This is a genomic window from Pseudomonas sp. Z4-20, assembly GCF_051131955.1.
Classification (GTDB): domain Bacteria; phylum Pseudomonadota; class Gammaproteobacteria; order Pseudomonadales; family Pseudomonadaceae; genus Aquipseudomonas; species Aquipseudomonas marvdashtae.
The window spans coordinates 2,546,864-2,561,691 of record NZ_CP071641.1; the positions used below are offsets into that span (position 1 = coordinate 2,546,864).

The following is a 14,828-nucleotide window of genomic DNA, read 5'->3' on the forward strand; positions in this document are numbered from 1 at the left end:
ACCCATGTCCGACTTGTCCTTCTCCAGCTTCTGCGGCTGGCTTAAATTCCGCCATCTGCTGCTGATCGACACCTTGGGGCGTACCTGCAACATGCATCTCGCCGCCCAGCAAATGAATCTCAGCCAGCCGGCGGTGAGCAAGATGCTCAAGGAAATCGAAAGCCTGCTCGGCTTCGCCCTGTTCGAACGCCGCCCCCGAAGCATGCCGCCCACCGCCCTCGGCGAGCACGTACTGCGTTATGCGCAAATCGCGTTGAACGACGCGCGTTCGTTTGTCGAGCAGATCAGCAGCCTGCGCGAAGGCGGTCATGGCTACCTCAAGGTCGGCGGCATCTTTGCCGCGACAGCGGTGGCGTTGCCCGAGGCGATCCTGAAGATCAAGCAGCGCTGGCCTTTGCTGTCCATCGAAGTGGTGGAGCAGACCAGCAACCATCTGATGGAAATGCTTGAAGAGAAAAAGCTCGACCTGGCAGTGGCGCGCTTTACCGATCAAAGCCAGCAGCAGCGCTACGATTTCCAGCCCCTGGCCCCGGAACCGTTCTGCATCGTGGTGAACAACCGCCACCCGCTGGCGGACGCCGGGCCAACATCCTTGCAGCAACTGGTGGACCAGCCGTGGATCCTCTATCCGGTCGGTACGCCGATCCGCGCGCGCATGGAGCTGGCGTTCGCCGAGGCAGGAGTGGGCATGCCGCGCAACACCATCGACACCATCTCCATGCAGACCTTTCTCCAAGTCCTGAAACGTGGACCGATGATCGGCATGTTGCCCAATGCCATGGTCGATCCGCTGCTCGAGAGCGGCCAACTCAAGACCCTCGACACGCCGCTGCACCTGGTGCCGCAGGACTACGGCATCCTCACGCGAAAGAACGAGCCGCTGATAGGCGCCGCGCTGGAGTTCGCCGAGATCCTCAAGGACAACGCCCGCCTGGGCGGTTGAATCCCTGTGGCGAGGGAGCTTGCTCCCGCTGGGCTACGAAGTAGACCCCTGGATTCCGATAACAACGGGTTATCAACTAATCCAAAAATGCCATTGGGAATGAATCGCTCCCCGACAGTAGAGTCCTCGTTCAATCGCCGGATGATTCGCTCATTCGACGTGACCCAATAAAAACAATCAGGGGTTACTCATGCAAACCATCTCCGAGCATTTGCCCGCACAGGCTCCCGCCGGCGGCCTGGATTTCGAAGACCGGACCTACCGCAAGGTGATCTGGCGGATCCTGCCCGTGTTGCTGTTGTGCTACATGGCGGCATACCTCGATCGGGTGAACATCGGCTTCGCCAAGCTCGACATGCTCGCCGAGTTGCAATTCAGCAACACCGTGTACGCCTTGGGCGCCAGTATGTTCTTCTGGGGCTACTTCCTCTTCGAAGTCCCCAGCAACCTGCTGTTGCATCGCTTTGGCGCGCGGTTCTGGATTGCGCGAATCATGCTCAGTTGGGCAGTGATTTCCATGGCCGTGGCCTACACCGTGCCACTGGCGGGTTTTTTCCACGTTGAATCGAGCACGATGTTTTATGTGCTGCGCTTCCTCCTGGGGATCTGCGAGGCGGGCTTCTTTCCTGGCGTGATTCTCTACCTCAACTACTGGTTCCCGACCCATCGCCAGAGCCGCGTGATGTCCGGATTCCTGCTGGCGTTGCCGGTCAGCCTAACGCTGGGCGGGATACTGTCCGGCTGGCTGATGAACAGCATGCAAGGCGTGCACGGCATGTCCGGCTGGCAGTGGATGCTGATCATCGAGGGTATTCCTTCGATCATCATGGCCTTCGTGGTGATCGTCTGCCTGGCCGACAACATCGACAAAGCCAAGTGGCTTTCGGCGGCGGAAAAGGCCTTGCTCAAGGCCAATCTGCAAACCGATAACCAAGGCAAGGCCACGCGCCTGGGCGAAGTCTTCTTCAACCCCCGGGTGTGGTTGCTGGTGCTGATCCTGCTGACCTTCAACACCGGTTTCTACGGCCTGGCCTTCTGGATGCCGTCGATCATCAAGAGCACCGGCATCACCAACAGCCTGCACATCGGTTTTCTGACCGCCATTCCTTACTCGGTGGCAATCGTGGCGATGCTGCTCAACGCACGCCACTCCAACCGCACCGGCGAGCGGCGCCTGCACGCGGCCATTCCGGCCTTCATCGGCGGCGTTGGGCTGATCCTCAGTGCTTTCTTCGCCGATAACCTGGTGTTGTCGATCCTCTTTCTCAGCGTCTCCGCCTCGGGGATCCTCAGCCTGATGCCGATTTTCTGGACCCTGCCGGGCACCGTGCTGTCGGGCGTCGCGGCGGCCGCCGGGATCGGCATGATCAACGCCATCGGCAACCTCTCGGGCTTCACCGGATCGATGATCACCGCCGTGGCGGAAACCCTCACCGGCAACATCAACAACGGCACTTATGTACTAGCCTTGTGTCTTTTGGTCAGCGGCGGGCTGATCCTGGCGATCCCAGCCTCGATGCTTGGCAGGACACCCAAGACCGCGCCCACCGCCGCGCAACTGGAGACAGCATGAGCCTGCAAAACAAGCGTGTGCTAGTGACGGCGGCGGGGCAAGGCATCGGCCTGGCCAGCGCTATAGCCTTCGCCCAGGCCGGTGCCGAGGTGTTTGCCAGTGACATCGACATCCGCGCACTCGCAGGCATCGAAGGGGTCACGGCGCTCACGCTGGACGTTACGTCGGCCAGCGCCATCGACGCCGCCCGCGACCAGATCGGTGGCCTGGACGTGCTGTTCAACTGCGCCGGCTACGTGCACAGCGGCAACATTCTCGACTGCGACGAAGCGGCCTGGGCGCGCTCGATGGACCTCAATGTCACGGCCATGTACCGCATGATCCGCGCGTTCCTGCCAGGCATGCTGGCGCGAGGCGGCGGATCGATCATCAACATGTCGTCGGTGGCCTCCAGCATCAAGGGCGTGCCCAATCGTTTCGCCTATGGCACCAGCAAGGCAGCGGTGGTGGGACTGACCAAGTCCGTCGCCATCGACTTCGTCAGCCAGGGCATCCGCTGTAACGCGATCTGCCCCGGCACGGTGGACTCGCCTTCGCTGCGCCAGCGTATCGCCGACCAGGCCGCCCGGCAGGGGGTCGATGAAGCACAGGTCTATCGGCAGTTTCTCGACCGCCAGCCCATGGGCCGTATCGGCGCTACCCAGGAGATCGCGCAACTGGCAGTGTACCTGGGCAGCGATGCGTCCGCCTACACTACGGGGGCCGTGCACATCATCGACGGCGGCATGAGCCTCTGAACCCCGGCTTTCACTTGAACAGGAGCACTCCATGAAACTGTTGCGTTACGGCGAAAAAGGCTCGGAAAAACCCGGGCTGCTGGATGATGACAATCAGATCCGTGACCTGTCGGGCCACGTGCCGGACATCGCCGGCCAGGCCCTGGCTCCTGAAAGCCTGGCAAGACTCGCCGCCATCGACCCGCGCAGCCTGCCGGTCGTAGGCGGTCAACCGCGGATAGGCGCCTGCGTCGGGCAGGTTGGCAAGTTCATCTGCATCGGCCTGAACTACGCCGACCATGCCGCCGAATCGAACATGGAGGTGCCGAAAGAGCCGATCATCTTCAACAAGTGGACCAGTGCCATTTGCGGGCCGAACGACGACGTCCAGATTCCCCGTGGCTCGCTCAAGACCGACTGGGAAGTCGAGCTTGGCGTGGTCATCGGCAAGGGCGGGCGCTACATCGACGAGGCGAACGCCATGGAGCATGTCGCCGGTTACTGCGTCATCAACGACGTGTCGGAGCGCGAGTGGCAGTTGGAGCGCGGCGGCACCTGGGACAAAGGCAAAGGCTTCGACACCTTCGGCCCCTTGGGTCCGTGGCTTGTGACCCGCGACGAAATCGCCGATCCGCATGCGCTGGACCTGTGGCTGGAAGTCGACGGCCATCGCTATCAGAACGGCAACACCCGAACGCTGATCTTCAGCGTGCCGCAACTGATCGCCTACCTGAGCCGGTGCATGAGCCTGCAACCCGGCGACGTCATTTCGACCGGGACGCCGCCGGGCGTGGGCCTGGGCATTAAGCCCAACCCGGTGTTCCTGCGTCCGGGGCAGACCATGCGCTTGGGCATTGAAGGCCTGGGCGAACAGCGTCAGGTCACGGTGCAGGCGGACTGATACAGGGATTCGCAGCTGCTATCGCGGGCGTGCTCGCGACAGCGGTGGTTCAGTGACCGGGATTCAGGAAGCGCGTTATGTCTTGGGGGACTGTCCACGCCCCGAAAAATCCTCGAAGATGCGCGACTGATTTCCACGGAATGACGCCATCCATGAGCGAAGACGCCGTCGCGCGGTTCACCCGCTTCCATACCCCTAATCCAGGCCTCGCCCCACGGGAGCAGGCGCCGATGCTTGCGCAGGAACTGGCCTGGGCGCGTGAACGTGCCTTGATGCACCGCTTCAGCTGGTTTGTGGTGCTGGTGCCGCCGTTGAGCATGGGCCTGGTGCTGCCGGGCTTGGTGTTCTTATCTACCCTGGCCCTTGTCCAAAAGTTATTCGCCCCGGACATGGATATCGACCGGATCGTCGGTGACTCCTTGGGCTGGCTGGCGCTGGCGACACTGCTCTTCGTGGCGGGCTGGGCACTGTCCAATTACCTGCGCGACTCGCGCGACCCGACCCACCATTATTGGCAATCGATGCCCGATCACGGGCTGGTCGAGCTCGAACGCCATACGTTGGTATCGGGCCTCAGTCTCTGGGCCAACGACTTTGACCCGGATTGCAACAGCCTCATGCTCTGGAAGAACGACAAACTGGTGCGCGTGCAAAGCTCGGGCGTGTCGCAGTGGGTCCTGGCCATGACCGAGGCCGGCCACTGGCTGGTGCTCAAGGACGAGTTTCCCGGTGACTTCTGCTATGGACGAGTGGGGCAGATGGCCACGCCGGACAAGCAGATGCAACCCCGGCAGCAACTGGCGATCGCCTTCGCGCCCGGTACCCAGTTAGCGCTTGGTCAGCGTTTCGAGGGCGCGCCTTTGCCAATGACGCAGACGTCTTATTGGATGTCTGCCGATGAGATCAAGCGCCTCGCGGAGGTCGCCCATCACTGGGTCTTTTTCCCGCCGGACCGTTACGCCGTGGTCAACGCCCGCGACGCCGGTTGGGTGCAGCGACTAGTGGACAGGGCCCTTCATGAGTGACGAACTCTACAAGCAAAAGCTCCGTTTCCAGACGCCTGATCCAGGCTTCGGCCCTCGCGAGCAATCTCCGATGCTCCCACAGGAGGCGGCCTGGGCGCGCGAGCGTGCATTCATGCACCGCTTCAGCTGGGTCATGGTGCTGGCGGCGCCGGTGAGCATTGGCCTCATGCTGCCGAGCTTGGCGTTCGTGATTGTCCTGGGTCTTGTCGAGAAATGGTTCGTCCCGGGCCTGGACATCGACCGGATCATCGTCGGATCCTGGGGCTGGCAGGTGTTGGCAACTGTGCTTTTCGTGGCGGGCTGGGCATTGTCCAATTACCGGCGCGACTCACGCGACCCGATCAAGCGCTACTGGCAATCGATGCAGGATCGAGGGGTGGTCGAGCTTGAGCGCCATACGCTGATTTCGGGTATCAGCCTGTGGGCCAACGACGTTGACCCTGATTGCAGCAGCGTCATGCAATGGAAGAACGACACGCTGGTGCGCGAGCAAGCCTCTGGCGTGTCGCAGTGGATCCTGGCCATGACCACGGCCGGCCACTGGCTGGTTCTCAGGGAGGAGTTTCCCGGCGCCTTCCGCCATGGACCGGTAGGGCGAATGCCTGCGCCCGACGAGCGGATGAAACCCCGGCAACAATTGGCGATCACCTTTGTCCCCGGGACCCAGGTGACGCTGGGCGAGCGCTTTGACGGTGCGCCTTTGCCGCTGACGGACTCTTCGTACTGGATGTCCGCCGATGAGTTCTCGCGCCTCGCCGAGGCATCCCATCGCTGGACTTGTCTGCCGCCGGACCGTTACGCCGTGGTCAATGACCGGGACGCCGATTGGGTACAGCGACTGGTGGCCACGGCACTAGGCGGTATCGGGCCACAGCCTGGGCGACCCGCCGTCATGGCTGAGCGTCCACCAACGTGACGCGGTGATCTCGGGGCGCGAGCGCACCGCCCGCCGGGAAGCCTTCAAGGGCAAGTAGGCCAGCAGCGCCTCAATCGCCTTTGCGACACCTGACCCGCTTCATCACCACCACGAAAAACACCGGGACGAATACTATCGCCAACGTGGCGCTGATCATCCCGCCGATCACACCGGTGCCAATCGCCTGCTGGCTCGCCGAACTGGCGCCCGTGGCGATTGCCAGTGGGACCACGCCGAGGATGAACGCCAGCGAGGTCATGATGATCGGCCGCAGGCGCAGGCGTGCGGCCTGGAGCGTGGCGTCGATCAGGTCATGCCCATCGTCGTACAGGCTCTTGGCGAACTCGATGATCAGGATCGCGTTTTTTGCGGACAGGCCGATGATGGTGATCAGGCCGATCTTGAAGAACACATCGTTGGGCATACCGCGCAACGACACGGCCAGGACCGCACCGAGCACACCTAGCGGTACCACCAGCAGCACCGAGGTCGGAATCGACCAACTCTCGTACAGCGCCGCCAGGCACAGGAACACCACCAGCAGCGACAGGCCCAGCAGGATTGGCGCCTGGCTGCCGGACAAGCGTTCCTGCAATGACAAACCGGTCCATTCCTGGCCCAGGCCCGTCGGCCCCTGCGCCACCAGCCGTTCGATTTCGGCCATCGCTTGTCCGGTGCTGTAGCCGGGGGCCGGCTCGCCGGAAATGCTCACCGCCGGATAGCCGTTGTAGCGGGTCAATTGCGCCGGTCCCTGGGTCCAGCGGGCCTGGACGAACGCCGACAACGGGACCATTTTCCCGCTGCTGTTGCGCACGTGGATCTTCAACAGATCCTCGACCTGGCTGCGTTGGTCGCCCTCGGCCTGGACCACCACGCGCTGCATGCGTCCCTGGTTCGGAAAGTCGTTGATGTAGGCCGAACCCACCGCCGTGGACAACACGGCGCCGACATCCGCGAAGGAAATGCCCAAGGCATTCGCCTGTTTGCGGTCGACTTCCAACTGCACCTGCGGCGCCTCCGCCAGGGCGCTTTCACGCACGTTCATCAGTATCGGGCTTTTTTCGGCGGCGGCGAGCAACTCGCTGCGGGCCTGCATCAAGGTGGCATGGCCGAGGCCGCCGCGGTCCTGCAGACGGAACTCGAAACCGCTCGAAGTGCCCAGGCCGTCCACCGGCGGTGGCAACACCGAAAAAGCCATGGCGTCCTTGATCTGGCCGAAAGCCTGGTTGGCGCGGTCGGCGATGGACGCCGCCGAATCCTCGGTGCTGCGCTGCGACCAATCCTTCAGCGTGGTGAACGCCAGGGCCGCGTTCTGTCCACTGCCGGAGAAGCTGAAGCCGAGGATGACGGTGCTGTCGCCAACCCCAGGCTCGCCGGCATTATGCGCCTCGATCTGCTCCACCACCTGCACCGTCCGATTCTTGCTGGCGCCCGGCGGCAGTTGGATGTCGGTGATGGTGTAGCCCTGGTCTTCCACCGGCAGGAACGAGGAGGGCAGGCGACTGAACAGCAGGCCCATGCCCACCAGCAACACGCCGTAGATCAGCAGATAGCGGCCGCTGCGTTTCAGTGCATAGGCCACCCAACCTTGATAGCGATCGCCGAAGCGGTCGAAGCCACGGTTGAACCAACCGAAGAAACCGCCTTTGGCGTGCTGCTCGCCTAGGGCGACGGGCTTGAGCAAGGTCGCGCAAAGCGCCGGGGTCAAGGTCAGGGCGAGGAAGGCCGAGAACAGGATCGACGTCGCCATCGACAGCGAGAACTGCTGGTAGATCACCCCCACCGAGCCCTGCATGAACGCCATTGGAATGAACACCGCCACCAGCACCAGGGTGATGCCGATGATCGCCCCGGTGATCTGGCCCATGGCCTTGCGCGTCGCTTCCTTGGGCGACAGACCTTCCTGGGCCATGATCCGCTCGACGTTTTCCACCACCACGATGGCATCGTCCACCAGGATGCCGATGGCCAGTACCATGCCGAACATCGTCAGCACGTTGATCGAGAACCCCAGCGCAAGCATTGTCGCAAAGGTGCCCATCAGCGCCACCGGCACCACCAATGTCGGAATCAAGGTGTAGCGGATGTTCTGCAGGAACAGGAACATCACCGCGAACACCAGCAGCATCGCCTCGCCGAGCGTATAGATCACTTTGGTGATCGAGACTTTGACGAACGGTGAGGTGTCGTAGGGAATCTTGTATTCGACGCCGGCCGGGAAGTAGCGCGACAGTTCGTCCATCTTGTTGCGCACCAGGGTCGCGGTGTTCAGCGCGTTTGCGCCTGGTGACAGCTGTACCGCCACCGCAGTGGACGGCTTGCCGTTCAGGCGCGTGGAAAACTGGTATTCCTGGCTGCCGATTTCCACCCGCGCGACATCGGCGATGCGCACCGTCGAGCCGTCGGGGTTGGCCTTGAGCACAATGTCGGCAAACTCCTGCGGGGTAGAAAGCTGGCCCTTGACCATGATGGTCGCGGTGATTTCCTGAGTGCTGCGGCTCGGCAGATCGCCGAGGCTGCCGGCCGAGACCTGGGCGTTCTGCGCCACGATGGCGGCGTTGACGTCGGCCGGGGTCAGGTTGAAACCCAGCAGTTTCTGCGGATCGATCCAGATGCGCATGGCCCGTTCGGCGCCGTACAGCTGGGCCTTGCCGACACCGTCGAGGCGTTTGATCTCGTTCATCACGTTGCGCGCCAGGTAGTCGCTGAGCGCCACGTCGTCGAGCTTGCCGTCGCTGGAGGTGAGGGTGATCAGCAGCAGGAAACCGGCGGACACCTTGTCCACCTGCAAGCCCTGCTGGGTGACCGCCTGCGGCAGGCGCGACTCCACCGCCTTGAGGCGGTTCTGCACGTCGACCTGGGCCAGTTCCGGGTTCGTCCCCGGTTGAAAGGTCGCGGTAATCGTCGCGCTGCCGAGGCTGCTCTGGGATTCGAAATACAACAGGTTGTCGGCGCCGTTGAGTTCCTCCTCGATCAGGCTGACCACGCTTTCATCCACCGTTTGCGCCGAAGCGCCCGGGTACACCGCGTAGATCTCGATTTGCGGCGGAGCCACGACCGGGTACTGCGCCACCGGCAATTGCGGAATGGCCAAGACCCCAGCCAGCAGGATAAACAACGCGACGACCCAGGCGAACACCGGACGGTCGATAAAAAACTGCGGCATGGCTTAGTGTCCTGCCTGTGGCCCGGGAACCTGGGCGAGGGGGAGAGGGGAGTCGTCGACTTGGACCTGTTCACCGGGGCGGGCGTGCTGCAGGCCTTCGACGACGATGCGATCGCCCGGTTTTAAACCTTGCGTGACGATCCAGCGGTCGTTCTGCGCGGCGCCCAGTTGGACCGGTTGCTGGCTGACCTTCTGCTCTGCGTCGAGCAGCAACACCTGGGCGACGCCGGCGCTGTCGCGCAGGATCGCCCGTTGCGGCACGGTGATCCCCTGGCTATCGACCGCCTGTTCCAGGCGCACGCGAATGAAACTGCCGGGCAGCAGGTCCAGGTCCGGGTTGGGAAACTCGCTGCGCAGGGTAATCTGGCCGGTGCTTGGGTCGACGCTGAGGTCGGTGAACAGCAGCTTGCCCGGCAGCGGATAGAGGCTGCCGTCGTCCTCGATCAAGGTGGCCTTGGCTTCGCCCTGACCGACTGCTTGCAGGTTCCCGGCGCGAAAGGCCCGGCGCAGGTCGTTGAGTTCGCGGGTCGACTGGGTGAGGTCGACGTGGATCGGGTCCAGTTGCTGGATCAACGCCAACGGCGTGCTTTCGTTCTGTCCCACCAGCGCGCCTTCGGTGACCAGGGCCCGGCCGATGCGCCCGGAAATCGGCGCGGTCACGGTGGCGTACCCGAGGTTCAGCTTCGCCCGTTCAACGGCCGCCTTGTTGGCGGCGACGTCGGCTGCGGTCTGGCGTACGTTGGCCCGGGCGTTATCGTAGTCCTGGCCGCTGATGGCTTTGTCGTCAACCAACTGGGCGTAGCGCTGCTCTTGTAGACGGGCCTGGAACGCATTGGCCTCGGCCTTGCGCAACGCCGCCTCGGCACTGTCGAGGTCGGCCTTGAACGGCGCCGGATCGATGCGAAACAGCACCTGGCCTTGTTTGACATCGCTGCCTTCGCGAAACACTCGCTGCAAGATCACGCCAGCCACCCGCGCCCGGACTTCGGCGACCCGTGGCGCGGTGATCCGGCCGCTCAGTTCGTTGCTGATCGACAGCGGCCGGGGCTGGACGGTTTCGATGCGCACGCTGGCCAGTGGCGCGGATTCTTCCGGAGTCGAGGCGCTGTCACAGCCGCTCAGCAACGCCCCGACCAACAGGCCCAGTGTGACGACAGGAATCTTGGACATGGTGCTTCCCCAATATTGAACCCGGCATGGTAGGGGGCCGGGGCAATGGCAGGGGTGAAGCTTTGTAAGGGGCTGTGAATTTGTGTAATGGCTGTCCTTGAACGTCGACCTGTGGTTAGCAGCCACCCATCCCGTGGCGACGGCCTTTGCTATTGCTGCGCATGCCAGCCCAACTGACTGGAAATCTGTTGGCTGGCATGCATCAGCTGCTTGACGTAATCCTGCTTCAATTCTTCCCTGAAGCGAAAACACGGGAATGAAACGCTCATCCCGCCGATCACGTGGCCAAAACGGTCGCGGATCGGTGCCGCCAGGCAACGCATGTTGTCTTCGAACTCTTCGTGATCCTCGGCATAGCCTTGCTGGCGAACGGTGTCCAGTTCCTGCAGGTACGCCTCGACGGTGGTCAAGGTATTGGCTGTGCGCCGCTCGAAACTTTCCTGTTCAAGGTGCGCCAGCAACTCGTCCTCTTCGAGCCAGGCCATCAGCACTTTACCAATGCCCGTGCAGTACAACGGCGCCCGGCGGCCGATGCGCGAGTACATGCGCAGGTTGTACTTGGAGTCGATCTTGTGGACGTAGACGATGCTGCCTTCGTCAAGAATCCCCAGGTGGACGGTCTCGCCCGTCAACTCGTTGATCCTGCGCATCCCGGGCTCCGCTTCCCGGACGATGTCCAGGTGGGGCAGGGCTTGGGCACCCAGTTCAAATAGCCGGACGCTGAGACGATAGCGATCTTCGGCATCCTGCACCACATACCCACGCGCCTTCAGCGACTGCAGGAAGCGGTAGACCGTGGCCTTGGACATGTCCAGTTTGGTGGCGATTTCCGAGACGCCGCTTTCTTCCGGATGTTCGGCCAGCGCTTCGAGCACGGCCATGGTCCGGCCGACCGCCGACACCAGATCGTTGTTTGGGATGACGCTGTTGTCCATGAAGGCTCCAACGTGAAAGTAAAACCCAAGGATATACGCAAGAAGAACAAAACGCTGTTTCATTTTTGCTTGACGAGGCGAGAAAACTGACTAGACTCGGGCCTTGAGATAAAAATGAAACGCCGTTTTAAAAACAACAAAGGCGCGTGCTGATGGATGTAACGCTTAACCACGACCCGCAAAGCCGTTTCGCCCGTCCGTTGAAAGTGGCGCTGCTGGGTGAGTGCATGATCGAGATGCGCGGTGAGCCGGGTGCGGCAATCACGCAAACGTTCGGTGGCGATACGCTCAACTCCGCAGTCTATTTGGCACGGTTGAGCCCACGGACCACCATCAGCGTGGATTACCTGACGGCGGTCGGCAGTGACGCGTTCAGCGACGCCATGCGCCAGTCCTGGCTGGACGAAGGTGTCGGTGACGGCCATGTCCGGGTGATCGAAGACGCGCTGCCAGGGCTGTATTTCATCCAGACCGATCCACAGGGCGAGCGGCGTTTTCTCTATTGGCGTGGGGAATCGGCGGCGCGGCGCATGTTCGACGGCCCCGAGGCCCAGGCCATGCTCGATGCGCTGGCCGATTACGACCACGTCTACCTGAGTGGCATCAGCCTGGCGATCCTCATGCCAGAAGGGCGCGCACGCCTGATCCAGGCCTTGCAGGCGGCTCGCCGAGCCGGCACGCGCGTCGTCTTCGACAACAACTACCGCCCCCATCTATGGCCCGATCCAGAAACGGCTCGGCAGGCCCACCGCGACCTGTTGCGCCTGACCGACCTGGCCCTGATCACTTGGGAAGACGATGTCCTTCTATTCGGTTATCGCGACGTGGATGCCTTGTTCATGGATTACGCCCAAGCGGGTGTCGGCGAAGTTGTCCTCAAGCGTGGCGCCGCCAGCTGCCTGATCCAATGCCCCGCCGGGCGCTTCGAAGTGCCCGCGCAAACCGTCGCCCGTGTCGTCGACACCACGGCGGCCGGTGATTCGTTCAGTGCTGCTTACCTGGCCTGCCGCCTGCGTGGCGGCGATCCCGAGCAGGCTGCCCGTTGGGGCCATCGCCTGGCGGCCCAAGTCGTCCAATACCGAGGTGCGCTGATTCCCCAGGCGGCCATGCCGACCATGGGCGCGTCCTCACTTCCTTCTGTTGCACAGGTCTGACTTTATGAAAATCGTTGAAGCGCGCGTCATCGTTACCTGCCCGGGCCGCAACCTGGTCACCCTGAAAATCGTTACGGATGAAGGTATCTACGGCATTGGCGACGCCACGTTGAATGGCCGCGAACTGGCGGTGGTCGCTTACCTGGAGGAGCACGTCCTGCCTGCGCTGATCGGCCGCGACGCCCACCGCATCGAGGACATCTGGCAGTACCTGTATCGCGGCGCGTATTGGCGCCGCGGGCCGGTGACCATGACCGCCATCGCCGCTGTCGACGTCGCACTCTGGGACATCAAGGCCAAGGCGGCGAACATGCCCTTGTACCAATTGCTCGGTGGCAAGAGCCGTGAGCGGGTGATGGTCTACGGGCACGCCACCGGCAAGGACATCGAAGGCTGCCTGGACGAAGTCGCCCGTCACGTCGAGCTCGGCTATAAAGCCGTGCGGGTGCAATGCGGCGTGCCCGGCATTGCCACCACCTACGGCGTCGCCAAGCGCAGCGGCGAGCGCTATGAGCCGGCTGACAGTGACTTGCCCGCCGAACACGTCTGGGACACCGCCAAATACCTTAACTACGTGCCCAAGCTGTTCGCCGCGGTGCGCGAACGCTTTGGCGACGACCTGCACATTCTCCACGACGTCCACCATCGCCTGACGCCCATCGAAGCCGGGCGCCTGGGCAAGGCGGTGGAACCGTACAACCTGTTCTGGCTAGAAGACTGCACGCCGGCGGAAAACCAGCAGAGTTTCCGCCTGATCCGCCAACACACCACCACGCCGCTGGCCGTCGGCGAGGTGTTCAACTCCATTCATGACTGCCGAGAGTTGATCCAGGAACAGTTGATCGACTACATCCGCACGACGCTGGTGCATGCCGGCGGCATTACCCACGTGCGGCGCATTGCCGATTTCGCCGCGTTGTTCCAGGTGCGCACAGGCTTTCATGGCGCCACTGACCTGTCGCCGGTGTGCATGGGCGCGGCGTTGCATTTCGATACGTGGGTGCCGAATTTCGGCATCCAGGAACACATGCCTCACGAAGAACGCATCGATGAAGTCTTCCCCCACGCCTATCGCTTCGAGGACGGCCATTTCACGCCGGGCGAAACACCTGGGCATGGCGTCGACATCGATGAAGACCTTGCCCGCCGATACCCCTACAAGCGCGCCAGCCTGCCGGTCAATCGTCTTGAAGACGGCACGCTCTGGCATTGGTGAAACGGTTCCAACCATTTGAGGACACGGGGCGAAGGCCCCGTCAGGAGTGACCGATGAAAGCGTTCCAGGTAAGAGCACCCTTCGAGTTCGGGCTGGCCCAGGTCGACCGACCCGAGGTCGCCCGTGGCGAGGTCCAGGTCGATGTCGCTTATGCCGGCATCTGTGGTTCGGACATGCACATTATTCATGGGCAGAACGCGTTCGTGCGTTTCCCCCGCGTCACCGGCCATGAATTCTCCGGAGTGATCCGGCAGGTCGGTGAAGGTGTCGAGCACCTTCAAGTCGGCGATCGGGTGTGCATCGATCCGGTGATCAGTTGCGGTACCTGCTATCCCTGCCGCATTGGCCGGCCCAATGTCTGCACTCGGCTGCAAGTGATCGGCGTACACCGTGACGGCGGCTTCAGCGAGCAGGTCTGCGTGCCAGCCGAGAACGCCCACCGCTTGCCCGATTCGATGTCCCTGAGCCACGGCGCCCTGGTCGAGCCTTACTCCATTGCGTTGAACGTACTCGACCGCATGCAGCCCCATCCGGGCGACAGCGTGTTGATCTACGGCGCTGGGGTGATCGGCCTGACCCTGGTGCAAATGGCGCGGGCGCTGGGATTGACCGACATCACCGTCACCGACGTGATCGACAGCCGCCTGGAAACCGCGCGGGCATTGGGCGCCAGCCGGACCCTCAACGGCCAAGAAGTCGACGTCGAGGCCACGATGCGTGAATTGACCCAGGGTGAAGGCGTGCCGTTGATTGTCGATGCCGCCTGCATTCCGGCGCTGATGCCGCAGATGGTGCGCCTGGCCTCGCCGGCCGGACGCATCGGATTGCTGGGCTTCAATGCCACGCCCAGCGATCTTGTGCAGCTGGAAATGATCAAGAAGGAACTGACCTTGGTCGGCTCGCGCCTCAACAACCGCAAGTTTCCCCAGGTGATCGAACTGATCGCCAGCGGCAAGTTGCAGGTCCAGGACCTGATCAGTCATCGCGTCAGCTTCGACGAGATGCCCGGCGCCATCGATCTGATCGAGAAGCACCCCGAGCAAACCCGAAAAGTGCTGGTGGAGCTGACGAACGCCCATCAGTGAGCCGTCTGTACCGCCGTTTCATCGTGCC

Annotated in this window: 12 protein-coding genes; 9 read left to right on the forward strand and 3 right to left on the reverse strand. The window is 62.7% G+C overall.

The window, feature by feature from the left end:
- The first annotated feature begins 4 nt into the window (after positions 1 to 4).
- From J3P82_RS11815 to J3P82_RS11840, 6 genes are all read left to right on the forward strand, one after another.
- Complete coding sequence (locus J3P82_RS11815; protein WP_434563247.1) at positions 5 to 943, forward strand: LysR family transcriptional regulator; 939 nt, start codon at positions 5 to 7, stop codon at positions 941 to 943.
- A 190-nt stretch (positions 944 to 1,133) separates the two neighbouring features.
- The gene (locus tag J3P82_RS11820) at positions 1,134 to 2,516 is read left to right on the forward strand and encodes an MFS transporter (protein WP_434563249.1); all 1,383 of its coding nucleotides are present in this window, start codon (positions 1,134 to 1,136) and stop codon (positions 2,514 to 2,516) included.
- A complete protein-coding gene (locus J3P82_RS11825; protein WP_434563251.1) occupies positions 2,513 to 3,253 on the forward strand; it encodes an SDR family oxidoreductase in 741 nt (246 codons plus the stop codon). The genes J3P82_RS11820 and J3P82_RS11825 overlap by 4 nt, the downstream gene beginning before the upstream one ends.
- Positions 3,254 to 3,284: 31 nt before the next feature.
- Positions 3,285 to 4,133 carry an ureidoglycolate lyase gene (locus tag J3P82_RS11830; RefSeq protein ID WP_434563253.1) on the forward strand — a complete coding sequence of 283 codons (849 nt, stop codon included), beginning with the start codon at positions 3,285 to 3,287 and terminating at the stop codon, positions 4,131 to 4,133.
- Positions 4,134 to 4,285: 152 nt separating this feature from the next.
- Positions 4,286 to 5,158 (forward strand): hypothetical protein, encoded by an 873-nt coding sequence (locus J3P82_RS11835; protein WP_434563255.1) that lies wholly within the window; start codon positions 4,286 to 4,288, stop codon positions 5,156 to 5,158.
- Positions 5,151 to 6,074, forward strand: a complete 924-nt coding sequence (locus tag J3P82_RS11840; protein ID WP_434563257.1) for a hypothetical protein — start codon at positions 5,151 to 5,153, stop codon at positions 6,072 to 6,074. The genes J3P82_RS11835 and J3P82_RS11840 overlap by 8 nt, the downstream gene beginning before the upstream one ends.
- Before the next feature lie 70 nt (positions 6,075 to 6,144).
- Here the strand turns inward: J3P82_RS11840 and J3P82_RS11845 are convergent, their stop codons facing one another.
- From J3P82_RS11845 to kdgR, 3 genes are read right to left on the reverse strand one after another with little or no spacing between them, the layout of a single operon-like run.
- Complete coding sequence (locus J3P82_RS11845) at positions 6,145 to 9,240, reverse strand: multidrug efflux RND transporter permease subunit (RefSeq protein WP_434563259.1); 3,096 nt, start codon at positions 9,238 to 9,240, stop codon at positions 6,145 to 6,147.
- 3 nt (positions 9,241 to 9,243) lie between these two features.
- Entirely contained in the window at positions 9,244 to 10,662 is a 1,419-nt protein-coding gene (locus J3P82_RS11850; protein WP_434563261.1) for an efflux RND transporter periplasmic adaptor subunit, read from the reverse strand.
- On the reverse strand, positions 10,560 to 11,345 hold the full coding sequence (gene kdgR, locus J3P82_RS11855) for a DNA-binding transcriptional regulator KdgR (protein ID WP_434563263.1): 786 nt from the start codon (positions 11,343 to 11,345) through the stop codon (positions 10,560 to 10,562). The genes J3P82_RS11850 and kdgR overlap by 103 nt, the downstream gene beginning before the upstream one ends.
- Before the next feature lie 152 nt (positions 11,346 to 11,497).
- Between kdgR and J3P82_RS11860 the strand changes: the two genes are divergently transcribed.
- Genes J3P82_RS11860 through J3P82_RS11870 form a run of 3 tightly spaced genes read left to right on the forward strand, consistent with a single transcriptional unit; the run spans position 11,498 to position 14,800 of the window.
- Complete coding sequence (locus J3P82_RS11860; RefSeq protein ID WP_434563265.1) at positions 11,498 to 12,499, forward strand: sugar kinase; 1,002 nt, start codon at positions 11,498 to 11,500, stop codon at positions 12,497 to 12,499.
- Positions 12,500 to 12,503: 4 nt separating this feature from the next.
- Positions 12,504 to 13,715, forward strand: coding sequence for a D-mannonate dehydratase ManD (gene manD / locus J3P82_RS11865; protein WP_434563267.1), 1,212 nt, complete (start codon positions 12,504 to 12,506; stop codon positions 13,713 to 13,715).
- Positions 13,716 to 13,768: 53 nt separating this feature from the next.
- Positions 13,769 to 14,800 (forward strand): Zn-dependent oxidoreductase, encoded by a 1,032-nt coding sequence (locus J3P82_RS11870; protein WP_434563269.1) that lies wholly within the window; start codon positions 13,769 to 13,771, stop codon positions 14,798 to 14,800.
- Positions 14,801 to 14,828: the final 28 nt, after the last annotated feature.